The sequence below is a fragment of the Paenibacillus sp. CAA11 genome (assembly GCF_003060825.1).
GTDB lineage: Bacteria > Bacillota > Bacilli > Paenibacillales > Paenibacillaceae > Fontibacillus.
In genome coordinates, this window is the sequence record NZ_CP028922.1 from 1,511,510 (window position 1) to 1,526,278 (window position 14,769).

The window sequence follows — 14,769 nt, forward strand, 5'->3', positions numbered from 1 at the left end:
CCGAGCGATTAGGTTAAGCTATTAAGAGCACACGGAGGATGCCTAGGCGCTAGGAGCCGAAGAAGGACGTGGCGAACAACGATACGGCCTCGGGGAGCTGTAAGCAAGCTTTGATCCGGGGATGTCCGAATGGGGAAACCCGGCTGGTGTAATAGCCAGTCACTCATACCTGAATACATAGGGTGTGAAGAGGCAGACCAGGGGAACTGAAACATCTAAGTACCCTGAGGAAGAGAAAACAAGAGTGATTCCGTCAGTAGCGGCGAGCGAACGCGGAACAGCCTAAACCAGAGAGCTTGCTCTCTGGGGTTGTGGGACGTCTCACATGGAGTTACAAAGGAACAGGTTAGTTGAAGAGGTCTGGAAAGGCCCGCCAGAGAAGGTAAAAGCCCTGTAGGTGAAAATGTGTTCCCTCCGAGACGGATCCCGAGTAGTGCGGGGCACGTGAAACCCCGTATGAATCTGCCAGGACCATCTGGTAAGGCTAAATACTCCCTAGCGACCGATAGCGAAGCAGTACCGTGAGGGAAAGGTGAAAAGCACCCCGGAAGGGGAGTGAAACAGAACCTGAAACCGTGTGCTTACAAGAAGTCAGAGTCCTCTATATGGATGATGGCGTGCCTTTTGTAGAATGAACCGGCGAGTTACGTTCCCGTGCAAGGTTAAGGTGAAGAGCCGAAGCCGCAGCGAAAGCGAGTCTGAATAGGGCGAATTGAGTACGTGGGCGTAGACCCGAAACCGTGTGATCTACCCCTGTCCAGGGTGAAGGTGCGGTAACACGCACTGGAGGCCCGAACCCACGAACGTTGAAAAGTTCGGGGATGAGGTGGGGGTAGCGGAGAAATTCCAATCGAACTCGGAGATAGCTGGTTCTCCCCGAAATAGCTTTAGGGCTAGCCTCGGAAGAAAAGAGTCGTGGAGGTAGAGCACTGATTGGGTGCGGGGCCCGCCAAGGGTTACCAAGCTCAGTCAAACTCCGAATGCCATGGACTCATATCCGGGAGTCAGACAGTGAGTGCTAAGATCCATTGTCAAAAGGGAAACAGCCCAGACCATCAGCTAAGGTCCCCAAGTGTGTGTTAAGTGGGAAAGGATGTGGAGTTGCACAGACAACCAGGATGTTGGCTTAGAAGCAGCCACCATTTAAAGAGTGCGTAATAGCTCACTGGTCGAGTGACTCTGCGCCGAAAATGTAACGGGGCTAAACACACCACCGAAGCTATGGCTTGATATGAATGTATCAGGGGTAGGGGAGCGTTGTATGTAGGTTGAAGGTGTACCGTAAGGAGCGCTGGACAGCATACAAGTGAGAATGCCGGTATGAGTAACGAAAAGATCAGTGAGAATCTGATCCGCCGAAAGCCTAAGGGTTCCTGAGGAAGGTTCGTCCGCTCAGGGTAAGTCGGGACCTAAGGCGAGGCCGAAAGGCGTAGTCGAAGGACAACAGGTGGAAATTCCTGTACCACCGTAAACCGTTATGAGCGATGGGGTGACGCAGCAGGGTAGTGACGCGGACTGATGGATGTCCGTCCAAGCAGTGAGGCTGGTGTGTAGGCAAATCCGCACACTTTAAGGCTGGGCTGTGATGGGGAGTGAAAATTACAGTAGCGAAGGTCATGATCTCACACTGCCAAGAAAAGCCTCTAGCCAGGTGAAGGTGCCCGTACCGTAAACCGACACAGGTGGGCGAGAAGAGAATTCTAAGGCGCGCGGAAGAACTCTCGTTAAGGAACTCGGCAAAATGACCCCGTAACTTCGGGAGAAGGGGTGCCTCGGTAGGGTGAATAGCCCGAGGGGGCCGCAGTGAAAAGGCCCAAGCGACTGTTTAGCAAAAACACAGGTCTGTGCGAAGCCGCAAGGCGAAGTATACGGGCTGACGCCTGCCCGGTGCTGGAAGGTTAAGGGGAGCGGTTAGGAGTAATCCGAAGCTGTGAACCGAAGCCCCAGTAAACGGCGGCCGTAACTATAACGGTCCTAAGGTAGCGAAATTCCTTGTCAGGTAAATTCTGACCCGCACGAATGGCGTAACGACTTGGGCGCTGTCTCAACGAGAGATCCGGTGAAATTTTAATACCTGTGAAGATGCAGGTTACCCGCGACAAGACGGAAAGACCCCATGGAGCTTTACTGCAGCTTGATATTGGACTTTGATACGATTTGTACAGGATAGGTGGGAGCCTAGGAAGCCGGAGCGCCAGCTTCGGTGGAGGCGACGTTGGGATACCACCCTGATCGTATCGGAGTTCTAACCTGGTACCGTAATCCGGTGCGGGGACAGTGTCAGGTGGGCAGTTTGACTGGGGCGGTCGCCTCCTAAAGAGTAACGGAGGCGCCCCAAGGTTCCCTCAGAATGGTTGGAAATCATTCGAAGAGTGCAAAGGCAAAAGGGAGCTTGACTGCGAGACTGACAAGTCGAGCAGGGACGAAAGTCGGGCTTAGTGATCCGGTGGTACCGCATGGAAGGGCCATCGCTCAACGGATAAAAGCTACCCTGGGGATAACAGGCTTATCTCCCCCAAGAGTCCACATCGACGGGGAGGTTTGGCACCTCGATGTCGGCTCATCGCATCCTGGGGCTGAAGTAGGTCCCAAGGGTTGGGCTGTTCGCCCATTAAAGCGGTACGCGAGCTGGGTTCAGAACGTCGTGAGACAGTTCGGTCCCTATCTGTCGTGGGCGTAGGAAATTTGAGAGGAGCTGTCCTTAGTACGAGAGGACCGGGATGGACGCACCGCTGGTGCACCAGTTGTTCCGCCAGGAGCACAGCTGGGTAGCTAAGTGCGGAAGGGATAAGCGCTGAAAGCATCTAAGCGTGAAGCCCCCCTCAAGATGAGATTTCCCAATTAGTAAGACCCCTTGAAGACGACGAGGTAGATAGGCTGGGGGTGGAAGTGCAGCAATGCATGGAGCTGACCAGTACTAATCGGTCGAGGGCTTATCCTAAAATAACCCCACAAAGTGAAGAAAAGGCTTCGAGGCTGATTCCGAATACTTTGCGGGGACCCCGAGAAGATCTAAATCACAATTTCGTTTCGTATCCAGTTTTCAGGTGATCAAACATCTGAACAATTGTGGGTCGATATCATGATTTGATATTTACTCGCAGGCTGTTTTTGAAGGTGGGTTATTTTCCTTGATGAATTTCAGGGAGCGATAGCGACCGGAAAAAACCTGTTTGGTGGCGATAGCGGAGGGGTTCCACACGTACCCATCCCGAACACGACCGTTAAGCCCTCCAGCGCCGATGGTACTTGGACCGCAGGGTCCTGGGAGAGTAGGACGCCGCCAAGCGAATTCCCTGATGGGAACTTTGTCTCGCCGATGATTCGGCAGATTAGATAAGGGCCCTTAGCTCAGCTGGTTAGAGCGCACCCCTGATAAGGGTGAGGTCGGTGGTTCGAGTCCACTAGGGCCCACCATTCTCTAACTTCCATCAATTGAGTGTATAGGGAATCCGAGAAGTATCGGAATGAATCGCAAAGTTGCACATCACTTTTTGGGATGAGATATGGGGCCATAGCTCAGCTGGGAGAGCGCCTGCCTTGCAAGCAGGAGGTCAGCGGTTCGATCCCGCTTGGCTCCACCATATATAAATTACACTAGTTCTAATGGTGTATTATTACTGACGCGGGGTGGAGCAGCCCGGTAGCTCGTCGGGCTCATAACCCGAAGGCCGCAGGTTCAAATCCTGCCCCCGCAATTGAATATGGCGGTCGTGGCGAAGGGGTTAACGCACCGGATTGTGGCTCCGGCATTCGTGGGTTCAAGTCCCATCGATCGCCCTTTACATAATAAGATTGGGGATTAGCCAAGCGGTAAGGCAACGGACTTTGACTCCGTCATGCATAGGTTCGAATCCTATATCCCCAGCCATTGTGGGTCATTAGCTCAGTTGGTAGAGCACCTGACTCTTAATCAGGGTGTCGAAGGTTCGAGCCCTTCATGACCCATTTAAGGTAGTATTAGCGGACGTGGCTCAGCGGTAGAGCATCGCCTTGCCAAGGCGAGGGTCGCGGGTTCGATTCCCGTCGTCCGCTCCATTCGATCAATCTAAACACTGCAGATGAACTGCAGTGTTTTTTTATTTACGGGGAGCATTCCTATGCTTCGATAACAAATACAGCCTATAACCCCGCTATACGTCGGTTATAGGCTGTATTTAAGTAAACTATAGGAATAGCATTCCGGCTATACCGGAGAGTATGCCCAGCACAACAACAGAAGAAGCAACAAAGAGGATAACCCGTCTTGGATAGGACCGGGCAATCATCAAGAGCGAAGGCAAGCTTACGGCAGGTAGGGTGAGCAGCAACGCGCCAGCAGGGCCTGCCCCCAGACCGAAAGACATAAACGTTTGAATTATGGGAATCTCTGCAGCCGTAGGAATGACAAATAACATGCCCGCAATTGCAAAGCCGATGATCACAAGTAGGTTATTCCCCTCCGCTATTCCAGCAGCAGGGAAGAGCCATACGCGTAGAGCGCCCAATATGAGTACAAAAATAATATAGGCGGGTACGATGCTGAGCAGCATGCTCCAAATGCTCTTGATCCAGCGAGTAAGGAAGGGACCGTTCTCAACAGTATCGGTCTCGGCAGCTGCTGCAAGCACCTCGTCAGGAATATCCGATTTATCGGCAAAGCGGTTGGCGAAGTAGCTTACCCCAAAAGTGAGCAGAATCCCGAACACCAGCCGAAGCATAGTGAACTTCCAAGACAGTACAAAAGTCATGAAGATCAGTGTGGCCGGGTTAATCGTCGGATTGCCTAACCAGAAGGCCAGGCTCGCCCCTACGGAGACGTTCTTTTTACGAAGGCCTACAGCAAGGGGAGCTGCACAGCAGGTACACATCATAGCTGGCAAGGAGGCGATTCCTGCAAGAGCTGTGCTTTTAAAATTAGCTTTGCCCAGCACCTTAAGCAGCCAGCCGCTTGGCAGCAATACCTGAACCAAGGAACCCAGGAGCACGCCAAGAACAGCTGCCTTCCAGACCGCTTTGAAATAAGCAACCGCATAATCCCAAGCAAGAATCCAGGACGGGGCCGAGGAAGTATCCACGTTCCCTCCGAGGATGGAAGAGCCCAAAGTGTGGTCTGTAATAGCTTTAAGGGCTTTACCGTAGTAAGGCCACCATTTGACGTAGCTCAATCCTGCAGCGGCTATGATCACAAAAAGAATAGCCAGTACAATAACTCTTGGGCTACGGTGAGATTGTACCGAGGAATTCGATGCACTGGATGTGTGTGTCATGACAACCTCCATATTTAGTTTTTTATTCCCAGAAGAATAGTATAACACAATATATATGAGTTTTTGCGTGATTTTCATGTAGTGGTATACTATTAGAGGATGGTTCGTGAGTTCACATGTGAATTAGCTCAAAGTTATATGATCTATATATTTCATTAGGAAAGAAGGAAATTCCCTTATGGAACAACCTAATCAAATTAAATTAACTTCACTTTCTTCTAAAGGGGGATGCGGCTGTAAGATCGGTCCGGCCGATCTGTCTCAAGTGTTGCGGAGTCTGCCTCCAGCTGAATATAATCCTAATCTGCTTGTAGGGCTAGATACCAGTGATGATGCAGGCGTGTACAAATTGACGGATGATCTTGCCATCGTACAAACGCTGGATTTCTTTACCCCTATTGTCGATGATCCTTACTCATTCGGTCAGGTAGCTGCAGCGAATGCGATCAGCGACATTTATGCGATGGGCGGAAAACCGCTAACAGCCTTAAATATTGTTGCCTTCCCTATACACACACTGGAAAAGTCGATCTTAACAGAGATCCTGCGCGGTGCTGGAGACAAGATGAAGGAAGCGGGTGTCACGCTGGTTGGCGGCCACTCCATTGATGATAAAGAGCCAAAATTCGGCTTAGCGGTGACGGGAGTGGTTCATCCCGACCGCGTGCGCACCAACGCAGGAGCGAAGCCTGGTGATAAGTTGATTCTAACAAAGCCTATCGGTGTGGGGATCTTGACGACTTCGATCAAAAAAGATCAACTAAGCGCGGATGAAGTGGCTGAAGTTACTCGGGTTATGGCTACGCTTAATAAAACAGCGGCGGAGAAGATGGAGTCTTATACAGTTAGTGCTTGTACGGACGTTACCGGCTTTGGTCTGCTCGGACATGCTTCGGAAATGGCCAAGGGCAGCAACACAGGCTTGGTAATTTATCATGAAAAGGTTCCTTTCCTGCCTAGGGTACGTGAACTAGCCGAGGCCGGATTTGTACCCGGAGGCACGAAGAACAACTTTGCACACCTTGAAGGGGATATTACTTTCCCAGAGGAGCTGGATTCCATTGGACAATGGATGCTTTGTGATGCCGTAACATCGGGAGGGCTGCTAATTGCTGTTTCGGCGGCGGAGGCCGATTCGCTTCTTCAAGATATGCTTGAAGCCGGTGTAGAAGCAGCTCTGATTGGTGAAGTGACCGCAGAGCATCCTGGACATATTAATGTTGTTTAATGTGGAAGGAATAAGGTCTGTAACAAGTAAACAAAACACCAAAGAATAACAAATAATAGCTGCAAGGAGCGATGAGTTTGTTTCAGGATATGGATGTAGAAGAGCTTCTTGCGAAGCAAGATCAGCATGAAATAGTACCAATAGATGTACGTTCACCATCAGAATATCGAGAAGCAACCATTCCGGGAAGTCTAAATATCCCGATCTTTACGGATGAGGAGCGGGCAGAAATTGGAACATTATATAAGCAGGTTAGTGTAGAAGCCGCTAAGAGTCGGGGACTGGAGATCGTATCAGCTAAACTGCCTGACTTTATCAAGGCTTTTCAAGCGATTCCTGGTAAGAAGGCTGTATTCTGCTGGCGAGGAGGCATGCGCAGCCGGACAACAGCCACGTTGTTAGGGCTCATGGGAATCAAGGCATACCGGCTTAACGGAGGTTTTCGCTCTTATCGCAGATGGGTTGTAGAACAGCTTGAACAGTACACGGTCCAGCCACCAGCTTATGTGCTTAACGGCAATACGGGCAATGGTAAAACATATATTTTGCAGCAGCTTGAGAAGCAGCATTATCCTGTGCTGGACCTGGAAGCTATGGCCGGGCACCGGGGTTCTGTATTTGGAGGAGTTGGATTAACGTCTCATAATCAGAAAAAATTTGATTCAGCCCTTTTAAAGCGTCTCCTTCAGCTGCAAGATGCATCTTGCGTGCTGTTTGAAGCCGAGAGCAAGAGGATTGGCAAGATTGCTCTGCCGGATTTTCTTCTCTCTAAGAAGGATGCGGCCGTGCATTTCTGGATTGAACTCCCCATGGATCAGCGGGTTCATCAGATTCTGATGGATTATCGGCCGGAGGAGCACCAGGAGGAATGTATGCGTGCTTTCAGAAGAATCAAGGAACGTATCCATACACCGATCGCGGCAGAGATCGAGAAGTTCCTGCAAACCGGGCAATATGCAGAGGCCATTCCTCTATTGCTCAAGCACTATTATGATCCAAGATATGAACATACTGCGCAGACGCTTGCGGAAAGCCAGCTTGTCCGAATCACGGCCAAGGATGCGGATGAGGCAGCAGAGCAAATCAGGCAGTATCTCAGTCGTGAAGGCGTTATTCGCCAAGCATAAAGAAAAGCGGTCCCCCTCAAGGGCCGCTTTTCTTGTACATTAAATTCAGTATTTTATAGTGCTTTATCATCTACCCCGTTTAACCAGCTCTCAATGTCTCCGATAACAGAGGCAACACAGCCATCTTCAAAAGGAGAAATCAGCCCAGCAAGCTTCACAAGCTCGGTAAAGGACTTGCTGCCGCCTGCGCGGCATAGATTGAGGTAGTCGCTCCATGCTGATTTCCAGTCTTCGTTGGACCGTTTCCAGAACTGGAAGGCACAAATTTGCGCCAGAGTATAATCGATATAATAGAACGGTGTGCGGAAAATATGAGCTTGTTTATGCCAGAAGCCGCCGCGCTCCAAGTATTCATTCTCATCATAATTACGATGAGGCAAGTATTTCTTCTCAATGTCTCTCCATGCTTGTTTACGCTCTGCCGGAGTCGCCTCAGGATTGGCATATACGAAGTGCTGGAATTCATCCACGGCAACCCCGTACGGAATAAACTGCAGGGAATCTGCCAGATGGTCAAACTTGTATTTATCTGTGTCTTCCTTGAAGAACAGATTCATCCAAGGCCAAGTGAAGAATTCCATACTCATGGAATGAATCTCAGCAGCTTCATAGGTTGGAAAAGCATATTCAGGCACTTTGTAGTGACGGCTGGAGTATACTTGGAAAGCATGTCCGGCTTCGTGTGTCAGTACATCGATATCCCCTGAAGTTCCGTTAAAGTTAGAGAAGATGAACGGAGCTTCATATTCACTGATATAAGTACAGTAGCCGCCGCCTTGTTTACCTTTCTTGCTGACGAGATCCATCAGATCGTTCTCCAGCATGAAGGTAAAGAATTCATTCATTTCAGGAGACAGCTCTTCATACATCTTAGCGCCACCTGCAACAATCCAATCCGGATCGCCTTTAGGCGTTGCGTTGCCGGATTTGAATTTGAAGTTCTCATCATAGTAGCTCAGCTTCTCAAGCCCAAGCCGCTCTGCCTGGCGTTTCTTCAGGCCTGAGGATACAGGGACAATATGCTCCAAGACCTGTTTGCGGAAATTGCTGACCATATCCGCATTATAATCGGTACGTGTCATGCGGTCGTAGCCCATCTCTACAAAGCTTGGGTAGCCCAATTTCTTGGCCATCCGCGTACGGACCTTAACGAGCTCATCGTAAATACGGTCAAGCTCAGCTTCGTTCTCTGCCATGAACTGGTATCTGGCTTCGGAAGCACGCTTTCTCATGTCCCGGTCTGTAGACAATTCGAAAGGAGTAAGCTGGGTAAGGGTACGCTCTTCGCCTTCAAACGGAATCTTGGCAGAAGCGATCAGCTGGGAATATTCTGTAGACAGCTTGTTCTCAAGCTGAAGGTCTTCGATAATGTCCGGACTGAATGTGCGGATCGAGACTTCTGCCAGCCGGAACAGCTGCTTGCCCCACTTCTTCTCCAGCTCGGAGCGGAATTTGGAATTAACAAGCGCTTTGTAATATTCGGTTATGTACTCCTCAATTACAGGCCCAATCTCATCCATGTACTCCTGTTCAGCTTTGTAGAATTCGTCGTTAGTATCAATAGAGTGGCGTACGCTGACAAGCGTCTCCATGGTGCCGACTTCACTGCGAAGCTTGTTGATGGATTCCAGGGTTTTATCCTGCTCTTCAAAGCTGTCGGCAGCCTTAAATTCGGTAAGCAATTCATTGAACTGCTGTTTTACTTTGTTAAGGTCTGGACGGACATACTGATATTCACTAAACTTCATAACCAATCTTCACCCTTTCTGTACAATCTATTTTCTATTATATATAATCTGAATGACAGAATACCAATAAAGTTTAATTAAATTTAAATTTATGCACTGTTATGGTTAAAGTGCTCAAATTCACAAGGCTTGACGAGAGGGGAATCAACCACTTGCGTTTTCCGCTTAGCATAATGTCGTATTTAACAGAGGAGAATATAAGGGACTTCATAGAAGCCTATCGATCATGGGGTCCTCTTCCAGGTATACTTCTGACCTTCCTGAAGTCATTTATCCCCCCGCTGCCTACGATTGTTATCGTGGGTATTAATGCAGCGGTATACGGGATGTGGCTCGGATTCCTGTATTCCTGGATTGGCATGGTTGCCGGATGTCTAACGACCTTTATGCTGGTCAAAACAGTCGCTTCATCCCGGTATGTTAGGAAATGGACGGATAAAGCGAAGGTCCGGCGGAGCATGGAATGGGTACGGCGCAACGGGTTCGGCTATGTATTCTGGCTTAGTATATTTCCAGTGGGGCCCTTTGTCGTAGTCAATATGGCTGCAGCAGCTGCCCGGATGCGCACAAGCTCCTTTATAACTGCTATTGCTTTTGGCAAGGCAATCATGGTTCTGGCCATTTCGTATATAGGTCATGATGTATCCCAATTTATTAAGCATCCTTACAGGCTGATTTATGTGCTGCTGTTTGTCGCGGTGTCGGTCTGGGCAAGCCGAAGAATTGAAGCCTATTTTGCAGCAAAAGCAGGGCGGGGAAAAGGAACGCTGAATCCTGAAGAACAAGCATCTTGAGACTTTAGCGGAAAAAGTCAGATTATTGTCACTTAACAGCACGTTTATGATGCAGATATAATTGACATAGACAAGAACTCGATAGGAGAGTTGGTGAATTCATGAATAAAACTGCCGATAACAAGGAGTACTCCGCAAAAACCAATAAGAATTTTGCAGGGCTTATCATTACAATCTCGGTCATTGCGAACATTATTATCCTTCTGCTGTTCTTCTCACCGATTGGCTATGAAGGAGCTGTTCAGTTTGATTTGACTATTTTCCCTAGACTGAACGCAATTTTTAACAGCTTCACGTTCATTTTTCTAGTGGCAGCACTGATTGCGATCATTAAGAAGAATGTGAAGATCCACAAGGTGTTTATTCTGCTAGCATTTACAACAACCTTGCTGTTTCTGGTGTCCTACCTGACGTTCCATTACATTTCACCAGAGACGGCGAAGTATGGTGGTGAAGGCTTTATTCGCCCCATTTACTTCTTTATTCTGATTACGCACAGCTTCCTTGCAGCCATCGTCGTACCTCTGGCGCTGTTCGCCTTGGTGTGGGGATGGACCATGCAGATTGCTAAGCACAAGCGGATCGTCCGCTGGACAATGCCGATCTGGTTGTACGTTAGCTTGACAGGCGTAATCGTATACCTCATGATGGCTCCGTACTATTAATGGGCCAGTGAAGAGAATCAGCAGCAGCCCCGTTTCTTCCAGGCCTTGCCGGAAGAGACAGGGCTGCTGCTTTGTCTAGAGGAGTAAGATATCGAGCTATTAAAGTCAGTAAGGTAAGGGGGATATGCGATTGAACGAACCATTCGGAATGCTGCTTCAGCTGTTTGAGAGAGCAGCACTGCTCTTGATTTGTCTGTTTTTTCTGACAAGGATTGCAAGGTTTAGGGAGCTTCTACAGAAGCGGACCTTCTCTCGTCAGGAGCTTACGATCGTAACGCTGATTTTCTCGGCATTTGCTATATTTGGCACCTATTCTGGAATTAATGTAGAAGGGTCGCTGGTTAACGTAAGGATTATAGCGATCATGTCCGGGGGAATTTTATTTGGACCCTGGGTTGGAGGAATTACGGGAATTGTATCTGGGATCCACCGTTATTTTATTGATATTCATGGAGTGACTTCAATCCCTTGTCTAATTACAAGCATCGCTGCGGGCTTTGTCTCAGGTTTTATCCATTTGAAAATAGCTAAGAGGCATCGCTGGAGTGCCGGTATCGTTGCCGGGATGGTGTGCGAGGGATTAACCATGCTGCTGATCCTGCTGCTTGCAGAGCCCCCTGAGCTGGGAGCCGATATTGTCTCGCGCATTGCAGCTCCGATGATCCTGGGGCAAATTAATGTGGGCTTAATTGTTCTTCTGGTTCAAAGTGTTGAAGGTGAGAAGGAGAAGGTAGCTGCACAGCAGGCAAAGCTGGCGCTCGATATAGCGAATAAGACGCTGCCTTACTTCCGCTCGATCAATCGAAATTCACTAAATACGATATGCAGTATTATACGGGAGGAAATTGGAGCCGACGCGGTGGCCATAACCGACACTCGTTATATCCTTGCTTATGTTGGTCTAGGAGAAGAGAAATACAATATAGGGCATGAAATTATCACCGAAGCGACCAAAAGAACCATTTCGAGCGGTGAAATTACGATTAACAACAAGGGGGCGGATGAGCGTACCCCGGAAATTCAGTCCCTAATCATCATACCCCTCAAGGAAAAAGGGGAAGTTACAGGTACGTTGAAAATTTACTACAGCAAGGCTCATAAAATCACCTATTCAATTGAAGCCATGGCTGTCGGATTGTCGCAGATGATCTCTACTCTAATGGAGGTTTCTAGGGTTGAGCAGATTAAAGAGATGGCTAATAAAGCAGAGATTAAAGCGTTGCAGACCAAAATTAACCCCCATTTTCTGTTCAATGCACTGAATGCTATTGCCTCTTCAATCCGAATTAACCCGGACAAGGCTAGAGAGCTGATTATCAACTTATCTGGATATTTAAGATTCAATCTGGAGCTGAACGACGATCTAATTGATATTAAAAAAGAGCTGCAGCAGGTAAGAGACTATGTAGAAATTGAAATGGCCCGGTTTGGGAACAAGCTTAATGTCATCTATAATATTGATGATGTGGAAGTCCGAATTCCAAGCCTGCTTATTCAGCCGCTGGTGGAAAATGCGATTGTACATGGGATTTTGAAGGGGAAGGGATCCGGAACCGTTACAATTACTGTACGGGATGTAGGAGATCGCGTCCGTATTTCCATTGCCGACAGCGGCGTAGGAATTCGAGAGGAGATCATACAGAATGTGTATACCGGTGAAATGCCATCGAATCACATTGGCTTGTTCAACGTGCATCAGCGTGTGCAAATGATCTACGGAGAAGGCCTGAAGATCCGGCGTACGAATCCCGGCACGGAAATTTACTTTTATATAGATAAGGAGACTTCATGAGAGCGATTATCGTGGAAGACGAATTCTTAGCCAGACAAGAACTGGAGTATTTGATCCGTACCCATAGCCAAATGGAAATCGTGGGGAGTTTTGAAGATGGGCTTGAGGTGCTGCGTTTCCTGCAGCAGGAAGAAGTGGATGTTATTTTTCTGGATATCAACATTCCCTCGCTGGATGGGGTGTTATTAGCTCAAAATATCAGTAAATTTTCAAAGAAGCCTTACATCGTCTTTATCACAGCTTATAAGGAGCATGCCGCACAGGCGTTTGAGATTGAGGCATTTGATTACATTCTTAAGCCCTATCCCGAATCAAGAATCCTCTCTATGCTAAACAAGCTTGAGACCGCATATGCGAAGGAGAAGAAGGAGCAGGCTGAATCAGCCAGTCCGGTTAAAGCAGGGCAGGAGAGTCAGCCAATCACGCACACGATTAACTTATGGAAGAATGAGAAGATCATTGTGACAGATATTCACGATATTTATTATGCTTCCGCTCAGGAGAAGGTAACTCAAGTATTCACTCGAAAAGAGGAGTATACGATGCCGATGAGCATTACGGAATTCCATAACAGACTCCCCCAAGATGCCTTCTTCAGATGCCATAGATCCTATACAGTGAATCTGTCAAAAATCAGGGAGATTATTCCCTGGTTCAACAACACGTATCTTCTTCGGCTGAGAGACCTGGAATACGAGGTTCCGGTTAGCCGCAGCAAGGTGAAAGAATTCAGGCAGATCATGCATATTTGACTGCATTTCATTCCGTATATTCTGCATTTCATTCCTGAATTGAATCGCTTACATTCCTCTGGCTGTATACTAGTCTTATCAAACAGGACACAGTCCTAAAAAGACCAACAATGCAGCGAAAGAGGGAGATTGGTATGGGAACCATAAAGACAAACCGCTGGCTCATCGTACTTGGAACAATTATCGTTCAAATGGGCTTAGGAACAATATATACTTGGAGTTTGTTTAATCAGCCTCTAGTGGATAAATTCGGATGGCAGCTGAGCGCTGTCTCTATTACATTCTCGATTACTAGCTTTGCCTTGGCATTCTCAACTTTGTTTGCGGGTCGCATCCAAGAGCGTGTCGGTCTTCGTAAGCTGATTGCAGCGGCAGGTGTGGTTTTAGGAGCAGGTCTTATTCTTAGTTCTCAGGCATCCTCGTTGGGGATGGTGTATTTGCTGGCGGGAGTAGTTGTTGGATTTGCTGATGGAACAGCTTATATTACTTCATTATCTAATTTGATTAAGTGGTTCCCGGAACGTAAGGGACTGATTTCAGGGATTTCGGTAGGCGCATACGGGACGGGTAGTTTGATCTTTAAATTTGTAAACGGATCTTTTATTGATGCGGTAGGTGTTTCTAGAGCCTTCATGTTTTGGGGAATCATCGTGATGGCAATGGTCATTCTGGGATCGTTCTTAGTTCGGGAAGCCACAGCTCAAGCAGCAGCCAAGGCTGATCAGAAGCCGGGAGCTGAGAAGCGTGCGGTAAAAGATTATACAGTGAAAGAAATGCTGCGCACCAAGGAAGCTTATCTGTTATTCGCGATTTTCTTCACTGCATGTATGAGTGGGTTGTATTTGATTGGGATTGTCAAAGATATCGGAGTGAAGATGGCCGGGCTGGATTTGGCTTCTGCAGCCAATGCTGTAGCAATGATTGCGATCTTCAATACAGCCGGACGAATTGTCTTGGGAGCCCTGTCTGATAAGGTTGGACGATTGAAAGTTGTAGCCGGCGCACTACTCGTAACTGCTATTGCCGTGATGATTCTCAGCTTTGTCCAACTAAATTATGGATTGTTCTTCGCTTGTGTTGCAGCTATTGCTTTCTGTTTTGGGGGGAACATCACAGTATTCCCTGCCATTGTAGGCGACTTCTTCGGACTTAAAAATCATAGTAAGAACTATGGTATTGTTTATCAAGGCTTTGGGCTTGGCGCTTTAGCTGGTTCCTTCATTGCCATCTGGCTTGGAGGTTTCCAAGTGACCTTTATGGTAATCGCTTTGCTCTGTGCGATTTCTTTCCTCATTGCATGTACTATTAAGGCTCCAGGCAGCCGGGAGCGTAAGCGCCGTGAAAGATTGCAGCTTAAAACAAAGCTCGGGTAATGAAATACAGCCCGCAGGTACAAGTTGTTTAACTTGTACCT

9 protein-coding genes, 7 tRNA genes and 2 rRNA genes are annotated in these 14,769 nt (G+C 48.1%); 16 read left to right on the forward strand and 2 right to left on the reverse strand.

The window, feature by feature from the left end; all coding sequences use genetic code 11:
- Window positions 1–11 precede the first annotated feature (11 nt).
- From DCC85_RS07030 to DCC85_RS07070, 9 genes are all read left to right on the forward strand, one after another.
- Window positions 12–2,941 (forward strand): 23S ribosomal RNA (locus tag DCC85_RS07030).
- A 231-nt stretch (window positions 2,942–3,172) separates the two neighbouring features.
- Window positions 3,173–3,289 (forward strand): 5S ribosomal RNA (gene rrf / locus DCC85_RS07035).
- Between the two features lie 51 nt (window positions 3,290–3,340).
- A tRNA-Ile gene (locus DCC85_RS07040) sits at window positions 3,341–3,417 on the forward strand.
- Window positions 3,418–3,508: 91 nt separating this feature from the next.
- A tRNA-Ala gene (locus tag DCC85_RS07045) sits at window positions 3,509–3,584 on the forward strand.
- 40 nt (window positions 3,585–3,624) lie between these two features.
- Window positions 3,625–3,698, forward strand: a tRNA-Met gene (locus tag DCC85_RS07050).
- Between the two features lie 9 nt (window positions 3,699–3,707).
- Window positions 3,708–3,780, forward strand: a tRNA-His gene (locus tag DCC85_RS07055).
- Between the two features lie 16 nt (window positions 3,781–3,796).
- Window positions 3,797–3,871: transfer RNA gene (locus DCC85_RS07060), tRNA-Gln, on the forward strand.
- Between the two features lie 4 nt (window positions 3,872–3,875).
- Window positions 3,876–3,948 (forward strand) — tRNA-Lys (locus DCC85_RS07065).
- A 15-nt stretch (window positions 3,949–3,963) separates the two neighbouring features.
- Window positions 3,964–4,038, forward strand: a tRNA-Gly gene (locus tag DCC85_RS07070).
- A gap of 128 nt (window positions 4,039–4,166) precedes the next feature.
- On the opposite strand, the gene DCC85_RS07075 is transcribed toward DCC85_RS07070, so the two are convergent.
- The gene (locus DCC85_RS07075) at window positions 4,167–5,249 is read right to left on the reverse strand and encodes a permease (protein WP_108464939.1); all 1,083 of its coding nucleotides are present in this window, start codon (window positions 5,247–5,249) and stop codon (window positions 4,167–4,169) included.
- Between the two features lie 178 nt (window positions 5,250–5,427).
- Here DCC85_RS07075 and selD point away from each other — a divergent pair, with 178 nt between their 5' ends.
- Window positions 5,428–6,477 (forward strand): selenide, water dikinase SelD, encoded by a 1,050-nt coding sequence (gene selD, locus DCC85_RS07080; protein ID WP_108464940.1) that lies wholly within the window; start codon window positions 5,428–5,430, stop codon window positions 6,475–6,477.
- A 77-nt stretch (window positions 6,478–6,554) separates the two neighbouring features.
- Window positions 6,555–7,604 carry a tRNA 2-selenouridine(34) synthase MnmH gene (mnmH, locus tag DCC85_RS07085; RefSeq protein ID WP_108464941.1) on the forward strand — a complete coding sequence of 350 codons (1,050 nt, stop codon included), beginning with the start codon at window positions 6,555–6,557 and terminating at the stop codon, window positions 7,602–7,604.
- Window positions 7,605–7,657: 53 nt separating this feature from the next.
- Here the strand turns inward: mnmH and DCC85_RS07090 are convergent, their stop codons facing one another.
- Entirely contained in the window at window positions 7,658–9,352 is a 1,695-nt protein-coding gene (locus tag DCC85_RS07090; protein ID WP_108464942.1) for a M3 family oligoendopeptidase, read from the reverse strand.
- A gap of 173 nt (window positions 9,353–9,525) precedes the next feature.
- On the opposite strand from DCC85_RS07090, the gene DCC85_RS07095 reads away from it, so the two are divergent.
- The 5 genes from DCC85_RS07095 to DCC85_RS07115 all read left to right on the forward strand — a co-directional run bounded on the left by DCC85_RS07095 (window position 9,526) and on the right by DCC85_RS07115 (window position 14,728).
- Window positions 9,526–10,146 (forward strand): TVP38/TMEM64 family protein, encoded by a 621-nt coding sequence (locus DCC85_RS07095; protein WP_108467765.1) that lies wholly within the window; start codon window positions 9,526–9,528, stop codon window positions 10,144–10,146.
- Window positions 10,147–10,247: 101 nt separating this feature from the next.
- Window positions 10,248–10,811 carry a DUF420 domain-containing protein gene (locus tag DCC85_RS07100; RefSeq protein WP_108464943.1) on the forward strand — a complete coding sequence of 188 codons (564 nt, stop codon included), beginning with the start codon at window positions 10,248–10,250 and terminating at the stop codon, window positions 10,809–10,811.
- 148 nt (window positions 10,812–10,959) lie between these two features.
- Window positions 10,960–12,603, forward strand: coding sequence for a sensor histidine kinase (locus DCC85_RS07105; protein WP_108467766.1), 1,644 nt, complete (start codon window positions 10,960–10,962; stop codon window positions 12,601–12,603).
- Window positions 12,600–13,355, forward strand: coding sequence for a LytR/AlgR family response regulator transcription factor (locus DCC85_RS07110; RefSeq protein ID WP_108464944.1), 756 nt, complete (start codon window positions 12,600–12,602; stop codon window positions 13,353–13,355). The genes DCC85_RS07105 and DCC85_RS07110 overlap by 4 nt, the downstream gene beginning before the upstream one ends.
- 134 nt (window positions 13,356–13,489) lie before the next feature.
- Window positions 13,490–14,728 carry an L-lactate MFS transporter gene (locus tag DCC85_RS07115; RefSeq protein WP_108464945.1) on the forward strand — a complete coding sequence of 413 codons (1,239 nt, stop codon included), beginning with the start codon at window positions 13,490–13,492 and terminating at the stop codon, window positions 14,726–14,728.
- Window positions 14,729–14,769: the final 41 nt, after the last annotated feature.

Bases quoted from the DNA above. Each gene is read 5' to 3' on its own strand.
- DCC85_RS07075 (WP_108464939.1), bottom strand. From the start codon at position 5,249: ATGACACACACATCCAGTGCATCGAATTCCTCGGTACAATCTCACCGT.
- selD (WP_108464940.1), top strand. From the start codon at position 5,428: ATGGAACAACCTAATCAAATTAAATTAACTTCACTTTCTTCTAAAGGG.
- DCC85_RS07090 (WP_108464942.1), bottom strand. From the start codon at position 9,352: ATGAAGTTTAGTGAATATCAGTATGTCCGTCCAGACCTTAACAAAGTA.
- DCC85_RS07095 (WP_108467765.1), top strand. From the start codon at position 9,526: ATGTCGTATTTAACAGAGGAGAATATAAGGGACTTCATAGAAGCCTAT.
- DCC85_RS07100 (WP_108464943.1), top strand. From the start codon at position 10,248: ATGAATAAAACTGCCGATAACAAGGAGTACTCCGCAAAAACCAATAAG.
- DCC85_RS07105 (WP_108467766.1), top strand. From the start codon at position 10,960: ATGCTGCTTCAGCTGTTTGAGAGAGCAGCACTGCTCTTGATTTGTCTG.
- DCC85_RS07110 (WP_108464944.1), top strand. From the start codon at position 12,600: ATGAGAGCGATTATCGTGGAAGACGAATTCTTAGCCAGACAAGAACTG.
- DCC85_RS07115 (WP_108464945.1), top strand. From the start codon at position 13,490: ATGGGAACCATAAAGACAAACCGCTGGCTCATCGTACTTGGAACAATT.